Here is a 16,620-nt window from a genome sequence, read left to right on the forward strand (position 1 = left end):
CCAGGAATTTTTTCATGAGCCCACCGAGCTTCGTCAGCCCTGACCTGATCCGCCAGCGCTTCTCCAAAGCGATGTCCGACATGTACCGCGAAGAAGTGCCGCTGTACGGCGCGCTGATGGCGTTGGTGGAACAGACCAATCGTCATGTGCTGGACAGCGATCCGCAGGTCGCCAGGCAATTGAAGAGCACCGGCGAAATTCAGCGTCTTGACCTGGAACGCCATGGCGCCATTCGGGTTGGCACCGCAGAAGAGCTGGCCACCCTCGCCCGGCTATTTGCGGTGATGGGCATGCAGCCTGTCGGCTACTACGATTTGACTCCAGCCGGTGTGCCGGTGCATTCGACTGCGTTTCGCGCGGTGCATGAAGCCGCGTTGCAGGTCAGCCCGTTTCGGGTGTTTACCTCGCTGCTGCGTCTGGAATTGATCGAAGATCCAGAACTGCGGGCTTTTGCGCAATCAGTGCTGGATAAACGTTCGATCTTCACACCGGCGGCATTGAAGCTGATCGAGCGCGCCGAGGCACAAGGAGGCCTTGGCGAACAGGATGCCGGGGATTTCGTCGAGCAGGCACTGGAAACCTTTCGCTGGCATCACAGCGCCACCGTCACAGCCGAGCAGTACCAGCAACTTGGCGCGCAACATCGGCTGATCGCAGACGTCGTCGCCTTCAAAGGCCCGCACATCAATCACCTGACACCGCGCACGCTCGACATCGATATCGTCCAGGCACACATGCCTGCCCACGGCATCACGCCCAAAGCAGTCATCGAAGGACCGCCCCGCCGTCATTGCCCGATCCTGTTGCGCCAGACCAGTTTCAAGGCGCTGGACGAACCCGTGGCTTTCAGGGATCAAGGCAACACGCTCGGCAGTCACAGCGCCCGTTTTGGAGAAATCGAACAACGCGGCGCTGCCCTTACACCCAAAGGCCGGGCGCTTTACGATCGCCTGCTCAGCGCCGCCCGCGACGAATTGCATGACTTCCCCAACGAAGGCAATGCCGCACGTTACAACGCGCTGATGACGCAGCACTTCAGCGAATTTCCTGACAGCGTCGAAGGGATGCGCCGACAGCAACTGGCGTACTTTCGCTACTTCGTGACGGAAGAAGGCCTGTCGGCGGACGGCCTGGGTGATGCATCGCTCGAGGACCTGCTGCACGATGGCCACGTGCGAGTGGAGCCGCTGGTGTACGAAGATTTCCTGCCCGTCAGCGCGGCAGGGATTTTTCAGTCGAATCTGGGGGATGCGGCACAGATCCATTACCGTGAGCATTCCAATCGGCAGGCGTTTGAAACTGCACTGGGCCGGCCGACGATTGACGAACTGGGTTTGTACGCCGAGACGCAGCGACGTTCGATCGACGATTGCTATTTGGCTCTCGGCGTTGCACCGATCAGGTAATGGTTTTTTGCAGCGGCTGACGCAGGCTGCGCCAGCTGCTAAATGCCTGTGCTACTTGAGGGTTGCCAGCAACGCTTCGGCCGCAGCCTCCGAGGACGCCGGATTCTGCCCGGTGATCAGCAGGCCGTCGGCCACTACATAACTGGCCCAATCAGCGCCCTTGGTGTAATCGCCACCCTTCTCCTTCAGCATGTCCTCCACCAGGAACGGCACGACATCGGTCAACTGCACCGCCTCTTCCTCGCTGTTGGTGAAACCCGTCACCCGCTTGCCTTTGACCAGAGGCTGACCGTCCGCGTCCTTGACGTGACGCAGCACGCCCGGCGCGTGACAGACCGCAGCCACGGGCTTGCCGGCCTGGAAAAACGCCTCGATCAACGCGATCGAAACCGGGTCTTCAGCCAGATCCCACAATGGACCGTGGCCGCCCGGGTAGAACACCGCGTCGTAGTCATCCGCGCGCACGCTGCTCAGCAAGCCGGTTGAGGCCAATGCCGACTGGGCGGCTGCGTCCTGGCGAAAACGCTCGGTCGATGCGGTTTGTGCGTCCGGCTCATCGCTTTTCGGATCAAGCGGTGGTTGACCACCCTTGGGAGAAACCAGGGTCAGCTGCGCGCCTGCATCCTTGAAAGCAAAATACGGTGCGGCAAATTCTTCCAGCCAGAAGCCGGTTTTCTTACCCGTGTCGCCCAACTGATCGTGGGACGTCAAGACCATCAGGATTTTCATGTCGCGCTCCTTGAATAGGTAGGTGTTCAGTTAGCCTGGCGCTGGGTTGGACCCTGGGGTTGTGCCGTTCGTTGCACGTTTCAGCGTGATGGCTTGCAGCCTTGATGCGCAAGAAGTTGCGCACTGGATCGTTCTAAACGTTGCCGAACCCCGCTGAGCATGCGACGGGGCAGGCCCTGCAGCTCAGTGCGCAAGAAGTTGCGCAGCACTGCGCAACTTCTTGCGCACATCTCATGGTTATCCCCAGGCGCCAAGGCCGGCGATGCGTGCGAACCGTCCGGCAAGCCTTGATTTACGGGACACTGCGCCTGGCTGGCACGCTCCTTGATAACGCTGTGGTACCCACCGGGCGATACCGCCTCCCGGGCATCTTCATTTTTTCAGCAAGGAGCACACCCATGGCTACACCAGCGTACATGTCCGTCACCGGCGAGAAACAAGGCCTGATCACTGCCGGCGCTTTCACTGCTGACTCCGTTGGCAACACCTATCAGGAAGGTCACGAAGACCAGGTCATGGTTCAGGCGTTCAGCCACGACGTGATCATCCCGCGCGACCCGCAGTCCGGCCAACCGACCGGTCAGCGCGTTCACAAGCCAGTCGTGATCACCAAGGTCTACGACAAGGCTTCGCCACTGCTGCAAGCCGCGCTGACCTCCGGCGAGCGCATGAGCGAAATCGTTATCCAGTGGTTCCGTACTTCGGCTCAAGGTACCCAAGAGCACTACTACACCACCAAACTGGAAGACGCGATCATCGTCGCCATCAACAACAAAATGCACAACTGCCAAGATCCAGGCAACTCGCACTTCACCCACCTGGAAGAAGTGCAGTTCACCTACCGCAAAATTACCTGGACGCACGAAGTATCCGGCACTTCGGGTTCCGATGACTGGCGTTCCCCGGTCGTCTGAATCAGGCCGACCGTCTAAAGCATCGGCCAGCACTGCTGGTCGATGTTGTTTTCGCCTCTCCAGAATTTTGCGTCTGCTGATTCTTTTTTCAGGTCTTGGCAAACGCCGCTGTACAGCACGAGGAACAAGGGATGTTCGCGCCGGCCAATCAGACTCACTTCGCCCTGACCATAGAAGGTCTTGGTCACGACTTTCAGGTGCTTGCCCTGGAAGGTCGGGAAGCCATCAGCCAGCCTTTTGTGTTCGAGGTGCAACTGGTCAGCGAAAAACCGGCGCTGGACCTCGAAACAATCCTGCACAAGCCAGCCTTTTTGCAGCTCTCACCTGATGGCACCGGCATCCATGGCCAGATCTATCGTGCCGCTCAGGGTGATGCGGGCAAACGCCTGACCCGTTACGCCGTGACCCTGCGCCCACAACTGTCCTACCTCGCGCATCGCATCAACCAACGCATCTTCCAGAACCTCACGGTGCCCAAAATCATCGCCAGTGTTCTTGAAGATCACGGCATTCAAGGCAATGCCTACGCCTTCAAGGTCGGGGCGGTTTATCCCGAGCGCATCTATTGCGTTCAGTACGACGAGTCAGACCTGCAGTTCATTCAGCGCCTGTGTGAAGAAGAAGGGATTCACTACCACTTCGAGCACAGCGCCACCGGCCACAGACTGGTGTTCGGCGACGACCAGACGGTGTTCCCGAAACTGGCCCCGGTGGCCTATCAGCAAGACTCCGGTTTGGTCGCCAGCGATCCGGTGATCAAGCGTTTCGACCTGCGCCTGGAAACACGCACCAGCCGCACGACCCGCCGCGATTACGACTTCGAAAAACCGCGCCTGACCCTGGAAAGCGAGAACCGTGGCGACGCCCTCCCCGATCTCGAAGACTACGATTACCCCGGCAGGTTTGTGGACCGCGAACGCGGCAAGCACCTGGCCAAACGCGCACTTGAACGTCACCGCAGCGACTTCCAGCTGGCCGAAGGCAGAAGTGACGAGCCACGACTGGTCAGCGGCCATTTTCTGGCCCTGACTCAACACCCCAAGCCCAAATGGAACGACCTGTGGCTGCTGACGGAAATCCTGCACGAAGGCAAACAGCCGCAAGTGCTGGAAGAGTCGGTGACCAGCGACACCACGACGCTGAAGGACGATTTCCATCAGGGTTATCGCAACCGCTTCCAGGCGACGCCGTGGGACGTGCCGCACCGTCCGCCGCTGACCCGGAAAAAACCGCGCATTCTCGGCAGCCAAAGCGCGGTGGTCACCGGCCCCAAGGGCGAAGAAATCCACTGCGACCCATACGGCCGCGTCAAAGTGCAATTTCACTGGGACCGCGAAGGCCAGGCCGACGACAAAACCAGTTGCTGGCTGCGCGTCTCCTCCGCCTGGGCCGGCGCGCACTACGGCGGCATCGCCATCCCGCGCATTGGCATGGAAGTGCTGGTCACGTTTCTGGAAGGCGACCCCGATCAACCACTGGTCAGCGGTTGCCTGTTCCACAAGGAAAACGTCGTCCCCTACCCTCTGCCGGCGAATAAAACGCGCACCACCTTCAAAACCCTCAGCTCTCCGGGAGGCGCGGGCTTCAACGAACTGCGCATCGAGGACAAAAAGGGACAGGAACAAATCTTCCTGCACGCCCAGCGTGACTGGGACGAAAACGTCGAGCGTGACCAGAAGATTCGCGTTGGCAACGAGCGCCATGACACGGTCGAGAAGAACAGCTACACGGAATTCAAAGCCGAGGAACACCACACGGTGTATGCCGACCGCAAGGTTGAAGCTCGTGCTAACGATCACCTCACCGTGGGTGTTAACCAACACATCAAGGTGGGTACCGGGCAGTTCATCGAAGCCGGCCAGGAAATCCACCTGAGCAGCGGTTTGAAAGTGGTTCTCGAAGCCGGCAGCGAGCTGACACTCAAGGGCGGCGGCAGCTTTATCAAGATCGATGCCGGTGGCGTGACGTTGAGTGGGCCAGTGATCAATATGAACTCCGGGGGCAGTCCGGGCATTGGGACCGGGGCGGCGCCGTTGTTGCCGGGGGTGTTGAAGCAGGCGGATGTGGATAAGGCTGGGGAGGTCGTGGCGCCATCGCTTGCGTCGTATAAAGCACAATCCAAAATTGGTGTGCTGCTACCGACGCCTTCTTGCCACCTCGATGCCTCAGGCCGTTGCCCAATTCATCAACCTGCAGGCAGACAGCATGATTGATTCAATATCGTCGCCCTTCACGCAACCTGTGTCCGCGGGAGTGATGTGCCTGATTTTGGATAGCAGTTTTGATCCGGAACTGCTCGGCCAGCTACTCCGGAGAGATGAACAATTCCGGCCAACCTGTATTCCGCTGTTCACAAATACCCCATACACAGAACTGCAGTCTGCCGGCCCTTACGTTGTCATGTACCCGGAAAACCAGGCCGCCGCGCCCTATATCAGTATGTTACTGGAGCAGACTAACGCCGGGTGTGTCGCGTGGTTGAGTAATTCAGCATTGTTGGATCAGGGCGTTGAACACTGGCGCAGCCTGCTCACGGTACGAACTGACGAAGAACCACTGCAAATGATGCGATTTTTCGATCCGCGCTGGCTTGAGCCATTACTGCTCTCGCTCCCTGAGACCGAGCAAAGGCAGTTCATTGGGCCGTTCAGTGGCCTCGCATGGCGTAACGAAATCGGCTGGCGATACTACGCAAAAGCGACTCAAAGTCCGGAAGCGGCCGTCCAGCCACCAGCATGGTTGTACCTGAGCCCCGAGCGTCAGGAATTGGTTGAACAGAGCCGGTTGAAGGTCATAGCGACCCGCTTGGCGGCTGACTACCACGAAGTTTTACCCACGGACGGCAGCATCGAATTTGTCCATCGTCAATTGCTGGCCGGGCGGGACATCGGCTATGAACTAATGGCCGATCAGGAACGATGGCTTCGCTTGGCCATTCAGCGCGGTGACAGTTTCTGGGATCACGCTCCAGCCGCCGCGTTGCTGGCACGTGACGACGTCGCACTGGGCGACAAGCTGAATCAACTGGAAAGTCTGTAATCACAAGGACGACGAGCAATGAGCAACACCTACACTGTTAAGAGCGGCGACACTCTGGGCAGCATTGCCGCCGCTAACAAATGCTCCGTGGCAGAGCTGCGGGCACTGAATCCGATCATTACCGACCCCAGCCACATCAAGAGCAGCTGGGTGTTGAAATTGCCCTCCACTTCGGTCAACGCAGTGCCGCCGCCCAAGCACGCGGACAACCAGAGTACTACCGCCGTCAAGGGTGCAGTCGATTGCAAAGATGAACTGGTCGAAGTCATCCATATCACCGGCGAAGAGCACTTTTACGTCCTGACGGAAAAAGAATCGACCGTGCTGAAGCAGCAGTCAGACATTGTCAAAACACTCATGGACGAACTGCATCAGAATCTGACCAAGGCGACCGAGGCCAGCCAATGTGCCAAGACCAAAGATCCTGAGGGCAGTTGCCGTTGCAGCCGCTGCGTCAAAGACGCATGGAACGCCAAGGCCGAAGAGGCAGGCCTACTCCAGCGATCCGAGCCTCCGGTGGAAAAACCTAAAACCGTAATCGAGCGCAAGGAGGATTTGCAGGGCCAACTGGCGACCGTGCAACAGGCCCGTGATTGGTATCAGCGTTACACGCCGAAGGCCGCGTTGGAAGGCAGCTATATGGAAAGTAACTGGAAAGGCTTGCAGGCAAAAAAAATCGCCGAATTAAACGCAGAGATTCAGTCTCTGCGTACCCGGATTGCAACACAGGGCAAGATCGAAGCTGGCGACAGCTCCACCAGTGCCCAGGGTGCAGCACCTGACATCAAACACGGCAAGGGCAAAGGCACGGAAACCCAGAATGGCAAGCAGGTAAAAACCGGCATCACCGTGGTTGAATACATATCCTTCCGTGATCCCACCCGCCGCCACTACATTCCTGTCCGCACTAGAGAGCAGCTCACGTGGCGCCTCAAAGTTCCTACCACGGTGATGCATGGCAAGCCGCTCGATAAAAATCTCGCCAAAGATCTGATCAAGGACATTCGTAGCGCTGTTAGCGATGGCCGAAAAACCAGTCCTCTGGGCAGTTTGGAAGCCAAGTTCACTTCATGGACGAGCAAGGACGACAACCTGCTCAATGCTCTGCACAAAGAGTGTTCATGGACTTCCAACGAGGCGGACTCGGCCAAATACGCCGTATCAGCCGAAGCCCACGCCTTGCGGTTTGCCGCCACGGCCAGTGCCGGCATCAACAGTTGGGAACCCGGCAAAGGCAACATCGAAGTTGGCGTCAAAGGCAGTGCGGCGATCTCGTTGGCTGAAGGCTCCGTAGCGCTCAAGAGCTTTTTTCCTGATCAGGGCGGCTATGTAGTCCGCATGCCTTATCGCAATGCCGAAGGTAAGGAAGTGGTCAGCGATATCGGCGTCTTTCGATTCGATGGCAAAGTGGAGTTGTCGTGCTTCCTCGGTGCCAGCGCACAGGGGCAGGCCGGTGTCAAAGCACAATACAGGCCCAAAGAGGTTGAAGCCTCTGGTGCGACAGCACTGTTGAGCCCCCCTGACATGGCGGTCGATAAAAAACGCGGCGGCAGCTTGGGCCTCAAAGGTAACGCCTTCGCGGGCGTGCAAGCCGGCGGTACTGTGACCGGTACATTGAAATGGCTTGATTCAACCAAACAAGGGACAGGCAAGATCACTGCCGGGCAAGCTAACGACAGTGGGAGTACGGATTGGTCGAGTTTGGTGGAAATTAAGGCTGAGGGTAATGCGGCACTGGGTATTGGGGCCGGCTTCGACTTTGGTATCGAGATCAGCGCCAACCGCTTGGCAATCAACTGCAAAGCCAGCCTGGTTTTTGGGCCTGGAGCGGGTGGTGGCTTTGGAACCTCGGTCGACCTAGAGAAAATTGCTGATTTAATATATGTATGTTGCGATGCGCTGTCTAAAGCAGACTTTCATTATCAATTAGCGATAACTGAAGATGCGTTTAACTACATGGCAGTCGGCTTATTCAAAATTGCTACAAATCCAGGACAATCTGTTGCTAGCGCTTTTGAAGGTGGCTTCAGAAAAATGTCGTTGTGGTGGAAACAAAGAGAATCTACGAAGCAGGAAGCACAACGACTCGCAACATATTTAATAAAAAACCAATCAATAAAAATTGATACGAAAATAATACCCATTCAAAAGCTTCCACCCCAAACCATTGGACCAATGCTCTATTTGTTAACTGAAAGTTTTGTGGAAAGCTGGGCTGAAGATCAAGAACAAGCAATTGTTTTAGTGCTGTCTCATTTGCGTAGCTGGAGACACTTTATAGAAACACTAGAGCACTGCTCAAAAAACGGCAAGAAAGTAAATGCCATGGCTAGCTTGGACCGTCTTAATTCCATACTCGATGGCGCAGAACAGCAGCAATTCAACCGTTTCCTCAACACGCTGACAGTAAACATAAGCAGTTCAACCATTGATTATGGGACGCTCGCATGGAGTCCAAGCCCACCTTGGCGCAAAGAAAAAACATTGATTGCAGCAAAGCACAGCATCAATTTTGATGGTCTGGCATGAAAGAAGGCACCTAGTAGCGCCTTCTTATTGCATATTCAAAGTGACTTATCCGTTTGAATCGCACAGCGGAAACTTGTACCTGGATAATACGCCTCTTCATTTGGATTTTCAGGCCAGCGCCGTACAACTGGAGCTGCGGACAAGGGCGCTTCCGGATAATTTGAACCCCGCTTTACTTTCTGCTCCCCGTTTTGTGGACCTTGCGGATTATCCATCGGAGATTCCTTGTAATAATCCTTTCCATACCAATCATTTACCCAATCGGTTGCATTACCGGACATATTATAGATACCTAAAGGATTAGGAAGAAACCTGTCAACAAAAAAAGTCGCTCCCTCCCCTTCAACTGGAAAATTCGTACCGAAATTCAGGCTCCCATTATCAGTCGGAAACAATATATGCTGCCCACGATTTCTCGCCGCAAACTCCCACTGCGCTTCGGTCGGGAGATCTACGGCATAGCCACTGAGGTCCCCTATCCACTGACAGAAGCCCTTAGCTTCCTGCCATGTTTTAGTAGGGACAGGAAGCTTGGGAGAGTACATGCTCTGTAAGTCTTCTCTCTCTCGGAGTTTAGCATCAAACAGCTCCTTTCCCTGCGCCATAAAGAAAATATCAAAATCACGCACGGTAGTCTGAAATTTTGAAAGATAGTAAGAGCTCAACTTTACCGGATGCACAAAATCGTCATCATCATTGCGGCTAATATTACAAAGCTGTTCCGGCTCCTGACCGCAAGGCCAAGTGCAAACATCCTTCTCGTCATACTCACAAACCCACCCGAAATCGCCCATATCAAACTGGCCGCCTTCGACGAACACCATATTGTCGATGGACTGCACAACGGTATTGAGCACCCTGCCACGTAGCTCTTTGGACAGATCTGGATACTTTTTCTCAATAGTAGTTGCAATAGACGCGACTTTTTCCGGTGCAAGGCTCTTGCTGCTGGACAAAGGGCCGGATTCTGCCTCACAGCCTCCCAGAAACATCATGGCTGGCAAGGCGAGTAAAAACTGACGTAGCACTGGTAATATCCTTATAAAAACGCATCAAGAACTGAACATTAACATCCCCCGCCCGCACAACAAAGGGTCGCGCGATGCGAACAGTACAAATAATAGTGAGTTATGGAATCGAACTTAGGCGAAGTCGCTCATCCAAAACCACCAAACTTCAAAAAGCACTCAAGACCTGTCCGCAGTCTCCTGCGCCGTAGACTCCCCACTCTCAGTCCCTTTGCCGTTTTCCTCTCGCCGCTTCGGATCCGTCGGTCTCAGTGCATCGTTATCCCGCTCCACCTCTCCCGGCGGGTACGGTTCTTCAGGATCTTGCGCAGTGTCTTTCGGTTCGCGACTCATGATGGTTCTCCCTAAGCTTCAGGATCGTCGACTTCGCGGGCGACGTTCTCAGCGGGTGAGTTTCTGTGAGACTGCTCGGCCTTGACTTTCAGTGTCTGCCATTGCTCAAGGTCGATGGCGCCTTGCCCTAGCAAGTCGTTAGCCACACGTAATAATTCGGCGTAGTGCGCGTCGGGCGATTGTTGCCAATACGCCTTGTCGTCAAAAAGCCTTTGCCACGAGGCAAGGTCAGGCAGTTTGAGGTCATCGCTCATGGGCGAACTCCTGTAATCGGGCTTCTTCACTTAGGAGGACGCGACACGCACGAGAGTTCCGATTCAATAGCCGGTCATTTCCAGATAGCCCTGCCCTGCGTGGCTACCACTCAGGCGCACCGGGCCTTCCCAGTACGGAAAGCGCAAGTCCATCCATGCGTTGGGGTTGAGCGCGTCGACGTTGATATCGAGTTGTTTGCCGGGGATTTTCACCGACCAGCGCACGGGCATCGAACGCCCGGCAACCTCAGCGGTATTTTGCGGGACGAGGCTTATATCGGACGCGTGCAATGTCTGGGTCCGGCCTTGCGCATCGATCCAGGTGCCGGTCAGGTAAGGCTCACCGGTCTTGTGGCGCATGCGGTAAAGCATGACTTCCTCGCCGGTCTCCAAGTGCAGCGAAAACCAGTCCCAGCCCGTTTGATTCGCGGTCAGGGGCTGGCTGCTCCATTCGCGGTCGAGCCAGGCCGGACCGCTGACCTGGTAAGCCGTGCCGTCGATTTCCAGGGTGCCGGAAGCGTGAAAAAACGGCTGACTGTAGTAATACGACGCCTGGCCTTGCTCGGATTTCTGGCTGAAGCCGTTGTCACCTTGCAGCACCAGTGGACGGGTGGATGTCAGGTGCAGTCGGTAACTGAAATCCTTGTCGCGGGCGCTGAGTTGCAGATCGGTAAAGGTGTCTGAATCCTCGCTGTTGAACCGCCAGTCATCGATCCACGCGTTGAACGGCCCCAGGGTTACACCCGCTTGCCCGACGCCACCGCGGGCGTAGCGTTCGGCGGCACGGTGCTGGGTCGCCGACGTCACGGCCGCGTGCCCGAGCCAGATCAGTTGATTGGCCCAGCCCGGCACTTCGGGAGTCGCGTTCAGGGCGCTGCGAAACAACGTCCATTGCACGCCGAATTCGCGCCCCTGATCGTCCTTGAGGTTGGCGGTGACGTACCACCATTCAATGCGAAAACCGTCGTGCGGCCCGTGATCCGCAGGAAAACTGAAGATACGCTCAGGCACCACCGGCGTGAACGCGGCAGCCTCGCCGCCCAATCCGGCGAAACCTTTTTCAACCGGCGCAGAGTCATCGCAGGCGCTTAACAGCAACGCCAGCAGTAACACCCAAAATCTAATCCTCATGGGCAAACGTCCTGAGCAGATCGGCCGGTTGCGTGCGGTACAACGAATACAACGGCCATGCCGACGCGAGCAGTGTCGCCAACAACGCCAGCCCCATCAGCTGCAGCAACTGCAGCGGGAACACGCGTAATGGCAGGCGCCAACCGAAGGCCTGGACGTTGATCACCGTGTCCAGGCACCACGCCAACGCAATACCCAGGGGCAGCGCCAGCACCAGGGTCAGCACTGCCAGCAGCCACGTCTGGCCCAGGTTGAGCAACATCAATTGCCGGCGCGTCACGCCCAGCGCCCACAGTGGGGCGAGTTGCCCGAGGCGGCTTTGGCTCTGGGTCAGCAGGCTGATGAACAAGGCCACGCCCGCGACGGCAAGCGTCAAACTGTTGAGTGCAGCGGTGGCGGCGAAGGTGCGTTCGAACACTTGCGTGGACCAACCCTTGAGCCGCGCCTGATCGACGATGCGGCTGTCATCGAGCGCGAAGCGTGAATCCAGTGCCTTCAAAAAATCTGGAATCAACGTCGGCTCGATACGCAAATTGAAGCGGTTGGGCGTCACCTGCGGCCAGGCGCGCAGCAGGTGCTCGACGTTGACCAGCACATGACCTTTGGGATTGCCGTAGTCGGCGTAGATGCCAATGATCTGCGGCGCCCACATGCCGCCCGGCGTGGGGATGGTCAGGTGATCACCCAGTTTTAGCTTGAGGCGCCGCGCCAGTTGTTCGCTGAGCATCAGCGTGTCGTCTTTCGCCAAGCGGTGCCATGGGTCATCGCCAAGGGCTTCGAGCAGCGGCCAATGCTGGCGATAGGTCGGATGGTCGATCATGCCGAAGACATCCGCCGGCCAGCCCTGCAATTGAACCGACACTTGCCAATTGGGCAGCACAGCGCTGACGTGCGGTTGCTGCTTGAGCCAGCCTTGCATTTCGCTGGCCTGGGTAGGGTTTTGCGGATTGAGGTAGAGTTCGGCGGTCAACCGTTGTTCCAGCCAATTGTTGAAGGTTTCGCGAAAACCGGCAGTCATGCTGCCGGCACCGATGTTGGCGGCCAGCGCCAGCAGCAGCGCCATCAGTGCCAGGCTCAGGGCCGGCAGTTGCTGTCGGCAATCGGCGAGAAACCATTGGCCCAACACCGAGCGACTGCGTTTGAGTACTAACTTCAGCACGGCACTGAGCACCACGGGCAAGGCCAGCGCTGCGCCGATCAACAGTGCCGCCATCAACACAAATCCCGCAGCCAGACTGTTGCCGAAGATCCAGGCCAACAGTGCGATTACGCCTGCCATCGCAGCTACCCAACCCTGCCGACGTAGCCAGCGCGCGTGAGCCTGATGCCAGGCTTGCGGGTCGGCCAGGGCGAGCAACGGCAAGCGCGCGGCGCGTAACAGACTGCTGGCGCCGGCCAGCAATGCACCGAGCAGGCTCAGACCAATGCCGCTCAACCACCAGCCGACACTGAGGTGCAACTGCCCCGCCACTTCGGCGCCGTACAAACCGCGCAGGCTGGCGGCGATATCCGGCAACAGCACGCCGGCGAGCAGGTAGCCGCTGACGACCCCGAACAGGCCGCCGATCAGCGCCAACGCGCCCAGCTCAACGACCAGACAAGTGATCAGCATTCGCGCGCTGACACCGCAGGCGCGCAGGGTTCGCAGCAAACCGCGGCGTTGCTCCAGTGCCAGCCCGATCGCGGCGTGCACGATGAACAGGCCGACCACGAACGAGAGAAAGCCCAAGGCGTCGAGGTTAAGGTGAAAGCTTTCGGTGAGGCGCGAGAGATTGTTCTCCTCGTCACTGGTTTTCAGTTGCAGCTGCCCCTTGAATGACTCGGGCAACGTCGCGCTGAAATCCTTCGGCAACAGCAGGCGCGAAAGCTGATCCGGCAAGCCGAGGACCTGTTGGGCGAAACCGATGTCCACCAGCAACATGCCCGGCGCCATGTCGGTCTGGCTGCGCAGCGGCGGCAGCTTCATACCGTTCGAACTCTGCGGCTGGTCGCCTTCACTCAGGCCCAAGGCTTGCAACGTCTGCGGCGAAATCCAGGTGCTGCCCGGGGGCGTGAAAAATTCGACAATCTGCTCGATGGGCAGAGTCTGGCCGGCCACTGCGGAACCGGCCGGCAACGACACCGGTTCGATGCCCATCACCTGCAAGCGTTGCCCTTCATGGCGCTCCAGCGTCACCCGACCTTGCAACACGGGTGACACTGGCCAGCCGGCGCGGCGCAGGTCGACAAACAGTTGCTGGGAGAACGTCGCGCCGCTCGGGGTGGCGAGGCTGGCCTGGGGTTCGCCACCAATCAGTTGACTGGCCCGGGCATAACTTTCCCGCGCCTGACTGTTCAGTGCTTGCACGCCCGTGAGCAGGCTGGTGGCGAGCCACAGCCCGGTCAGTACACTGAAAAATTGCACCGGGTGCTGCCGCCAGTGGCTGAGCAGCGCGCGCAAAGTCTCGCGAAAAACCCGCACGTCAGCGCTCGTCTGCGCTGGCCAGACGGCCACGGTGCAGGATCACTTTTTCCGCCAGTCGCGCTGCAACTCTGTGGCTGTGGGTGACCATCAACAGAGTGGTCGGGCTGTCGTCGAGCAGTTCCAGAAGCAACTTCAGCACTTCGTCGCTGGTGCTTTCATCCAGGCTGCCAGTGGGTTCGTCGGCCAGCAGCAGCCTGGGTTTGGAGGCCAACGCCCGGCCCAGTGCGACGCGTTGTTGTTGGCCGCCGGAAAGTTGCTCGGGGTAGCGCTCGAGTAAATCAGCCAGGCCCAGGCGTTGCACCAGATGCGCTTGCCAGCGCGGATCATGGCGGCCGGCGAGGCGCGCCTGAAATGCCAGATTGTCTTCGACGCGAAGACTGCCGATCAGGTTGAATTGCTGAAACACCAGGCCGATTTCGGTGCGGCGCCAGGTGGCCAGTTGTGCTTCGCTCATGTGTTCCAGATGATGGTCGCCGCTGCGGATGCTGCCGCGATCGACTTTGTCGAGGCCGGCGATCAGGTGCAGCAAGGTGCTTTTGCCACTGCCGGATTCGCCCATCAGTGCGAGGCTGCTGCCGGGTTTCAGGCTGAGGTCGATGCCTTGCAATACCGGCAATGGGCCTTGGGGAGTGGCGTAGCTTTTGAAGACGCCTTGAACCTGAAGCATGGGGAGAGGCTCGCTGGATGCAGTGAGCCTAGGATAGCGGACGGCAGGTGGACTGCGTCATCGTTCTTCGCGGGCAAGCCACGCTCCCACAGGAATCTGCGCAAAACCATGCTCACCGGAATCGGGCAAGCCTTGCTCTTACGGGGCTCGCACATCCTGTGGGAGCATGGCTTGCCCGCGAAGGGGCCCGGCCCGCGTACGCAAATCTATTGCCCCACCACCACATCCGCAGGCGCCTTGGTCGGCGTGACAATGTTGTTCAAGTCGATGTGCTTCCACTCCGGCTTCGCCCCCAGTCGCGCATTGAAGCGATAGTTGAAAGTGAACGCATCCTCGGTCGGCACCGTCAGCGGTTTGCCATACACCGACTCGATCCCGCCCAGGTCATAGCCCATCAGCTGCAACAGGGTCGGGAAGATGTTGTAGTGGCTGGAGCGATCCTTGTTGCCAGGCAATTGGGCTTGCCAGTCGAGAGTCTTCAGATCGCTGCCCTGAATCACCACCAGCGGCACCAGCCCCTCCTCGTCCACCGGGTTACCGCCGCAATGGGTGTTCAAGCCGGGATTGCCGCGCTCATGTAAATCCTGGCCATGGTCCGAGGTGTAAATCACCACGGCATTGTTCAAATGCCCCTGGGTCAACAGCCGCGAAAAGAACTCGCCAACATTCCACAACAGCGTGTTCTTGTAGGCGTTGCGATACAGCAACCAGTCATCCGGCTTGCCATCAAAACCATCGCGTTTGCCGGTTTCCGCCACCTCTACATACTGCCCGCGAGGCAGCGTTGGCCGATACGCCATGAACGCATCCGGAAACTTGTCATGCACCGGAAAATGCGCGCCCACCTTGTTGATCAACACCAGTTGCGCGCGGTCATCGTTGATCAACTCGATCAGCTTCGCGGCGGCGGCCATGTCACGTTCAAGCACGCTGGTCTGATCAAATTGCACAAACTCGTCAATGTCGTTTTTTTCCGACTCTTTCATCAGATTCTGCAGATGACCGCCCGTCGTCTGCGCGTCGATATACACCGTGCTCAAACCGGCCTTTTTGGCGTACTGCCAGATCGACGGCAGCGTGCTGTTGATGCGCACGTAGTCGGCGCGCGTACCGCCGTAACGCAGCGTGACATTGGTGTCGACGCTGCAGTTGGCAATCGATGCGGCGTAGCCGTAATTGAAAATCTCCACGCCCCGCGGTGGGGACTTGAGGTTGCTGTGCACGCCGAACGGCGCGTTGATGTCCAGGTAATTGCCGGAAATGCTCTCATCGATAATCAGCACGATGTCGTGCCCTACCGGACGGTCGGCGCGTGCCAGGGTGACCGATTCGCGCGGTCCGACCGTGTTGTGCAGCGATTCGTAAGCAAACAGATTGAGGTACGCCAGCGGCGTGAACATCACCGGCAAGCCGCGCGCGCCCTCCCCGGCGCGCACGAACAGCACAGCGCTGAGCAGCATCACACCAAGCACCGGCGCCGCTACCAGCAACCCGCCCGGCAGAGGCATGCGCCGACGCGGTTTCAGCGCAATGCCGAACAGCAACAGCAAGCCGCTGAGCAGCCCATTGAAAATCGCCTCGCGGTATTGGTACGCCGCTTCTTCGATAAAGCCACCGGAATAAACCAGCGAGACGAAGCTGCTGTAAGTGAGGTAATCAGCCGTGACGCGGGTGTAAACGTCAAAGAACACCGCCGAGCCGAACATCGCCAGAGCAAACAGATAACGAATCAGCGTCTGACGAATGTACGCAGTCATGAACAGCGCCACCGTCAGAACAACAAACATACCGCCGTAAAGCAGCACAGGAAAACCGATGCCCATGGCGCTCAGGCGCTCGAAATAGTAGTCGTAAAACTGGAGTAAATAGACAACCAGGAACAGTTCTTTGAGGTATCGAATCATAGTCTTTCCGAAGTTCGTCCAGGCAACAGGCCAAGAGTTTGTCGGCCAGATTTTGACACTAGCACCGGGCCACTAAAGAGCAAGAAACGCCGGATATTTTGCGAAAGCGTCAAAAAACCGTTGACTCAATTCTGACACACTCACTTCTCTGCAAGGCAGGTATTTCCGGGCCTGCGACCGTTCATCGCTTTGTTGAAACTCTCATAAACCCCTTAAAAATGC

At 57.7% G+C, this 16,620-nt stretch carries 12 protein-coding genes; 5 read left to right on the forward strand and 7 right to left on the reverse strand.

Features of this window, described 5'->3' with window-relative positions; all coding sequences use genetic code 11:
* Positions 1 to 14 precede the first annotated feature (14 nt).
* Positions 15 to 1,406, forward strand: a complete 1,392-nt coding sequence (gene hglS, locus ACYZT1_RS15015; RefSeq protein ID WP_462015495.1) for a 2-oxoadipate dioxygenase/decarboxylase HglS — start codon at positions 15 to 17, stop codon at positions 1,404 to 1,406.
* A gap of 51 nt (positions 1,407 to 1,457) precedes the next feature.
* On the opposite strand, the gene ACYZT1_RS15020 is transcribed toward hglS, so the two are convergent.
* Entirely contained in the window at positions 1,458 to 2,135 is a 678-nt protein-coding gene (locus ACYZT1_RS15020) for a type 1 glutamine amidotransferase domain-containing protein (RefSeq protein ID WP_462015496.1), read from the reverse strand.
* 398 nt (positions 2,136 to 2,533) lie between these two features.
* Here ACYZT1_RS15020 and ACYZT1_RS15025 point away from each other — a divergent pair, with 398 nt between their 5' ends.
* The 4 genes from ACYZT1_RS15025 to ACYZT1_RS15040 all read left to right on the forward strand — a co-directional run bounded on the left by ACYZT1_RS15025 (position 2,534) and on the right by ACYZT1_RS15040 (position 8,617).
* Complete coding sequence (locus tag ACYZT1_RS15025) at positions 2,534 to 3,049, forward strand: Hcp family type VI secretion system effector (RefSeq protein ID WP_462015497.1); 516 nt, start codon at positions 2,534 to 2,536, stop codon at positions 3,047 to 3,049.
* 131 nt (positions 3,050 to 3,180) lie between these two features.
* Entirely contained in the window at positions 3,181 to 5,262 is a 2,082-nt protein-coding gene (locus tag ACYZT1_RS15030; protein WP_462015498.1) for a type VI secretion system Vgr family protein, read from the forward strand.
* A complete protein-coding gene (locus ACYZT1_RS15035; protein WP_462015499.1) occupies positions 5,255 to 6,088 on the forward strand; it encodes a DUF4123 domain-containing protein in 834 nt (277 codons plus the stop codon). The genes ACYZT1_RS15030 and ACYZT1_RS15035 overlap by 8 nt, the downstream gene beginning before the upstream one ends.
* An 18-nt stretch (positions 6,089 to 6,106) precedes the next feature.
* A complete protein-coding gene (locus tag ACYZT1_RS15040; protein WP_462015500.1) occupies positions 6,107 to 8,617 on the forward strand; it encodes a LysM peptidoglycan-binding domain-containing protein in 2,511 nt (836 codons plus the stop codon).
* A 35-nt stretch (positions 8,618 to 8,652) separates the two neighbouring features.
* Here ACYZT1_RS15040 and ACYZT1_RS15045 read toward each other — a convergent pair whose 3' ends face one another.
* From ACYZT1_RS15045 to ACYZT1_RS15070, 6 genes are all read right to left on the reverse strand, one after another.
* Complete coding sequence (locus ACYZT1_RS15045; protein ID WP_462015501.1) at positions 8,653 to 9,645, reverse strand: formylglycine-generating enzyme family protein; 993 nt, start codon at positions 9,643 to 9,645, stop codon at positions 8,653 to 8,655.
* Between the two features lie 344 nt (positions 9,646 to 9,989).
* Complete coding sequence (locus tag ACYZT1_RS15050; RefSeq protein ID WP_462015502.1) at positions 9,990 to 10,232, reverse strand: hypothetical protein; 243 nt, start codon at positions 10,230 to 10,232, stop codon at positions 9,990 to 9,992.
* 63 nt (positions 10,233 to 10,295) lie between these two features.
* The gene (locus ACYZT1_RS15055; RefSeq protein WP_462015503.1) at positions 10,296 to 11,363 is read right to left on the reverse strand and encodes a lipocalin-like domain-containing protein; all 1,068 of its coding nucleotides are present in this window, start codon (positions 11,361 to 11,363) and stop codon (positions 10,296 to 10,298) included.
* Entirely contained in the window at positions 11,353 to 13,824 is a 2,472-nt protein-coding gene (locus tag ACYZT1_RS15060; RefSeq protein WP_462015504.1) for an ABC transporter permease, read from the reverse strand. The genes ACYZT1_RS15055 and ACYZT1_RS15060 overlap by 11 nt, the downstream gene beginning before the upstream one ends.
* Position 13,825: 1 nt before the next feature.
* Complete coding sequence (locus ACYZT1_RS15065; RefSeq protein ID WP_462015505.1) at positions 13,826 to 14,494, reverse strand: ABC transporter ATP-binding protein; 669 nt, start codon at positions 14,492 to 14,494, stop codon at positions 13,826 to 13,828.
* Between the two features lie 206 nt (positions 14,495 to 14,700).
* Complete coding sequence (locus ACYZT1_RS15070) at positions 14,701 to 16,398, reverse strand: sulfatase-like hydrolase/transferase (RefSeq protein ID WP_462015506.1); 1,698 nt, start codon at positions 16,396 to 16,398, stop codon at positions 14,701 to 14,703.
* Positions 16,399 to 16,620: the final 222 nt, after the last annotated feature.

The organism is Pseudomonas sp. PB3P13 (assembly GCF_054897735.1).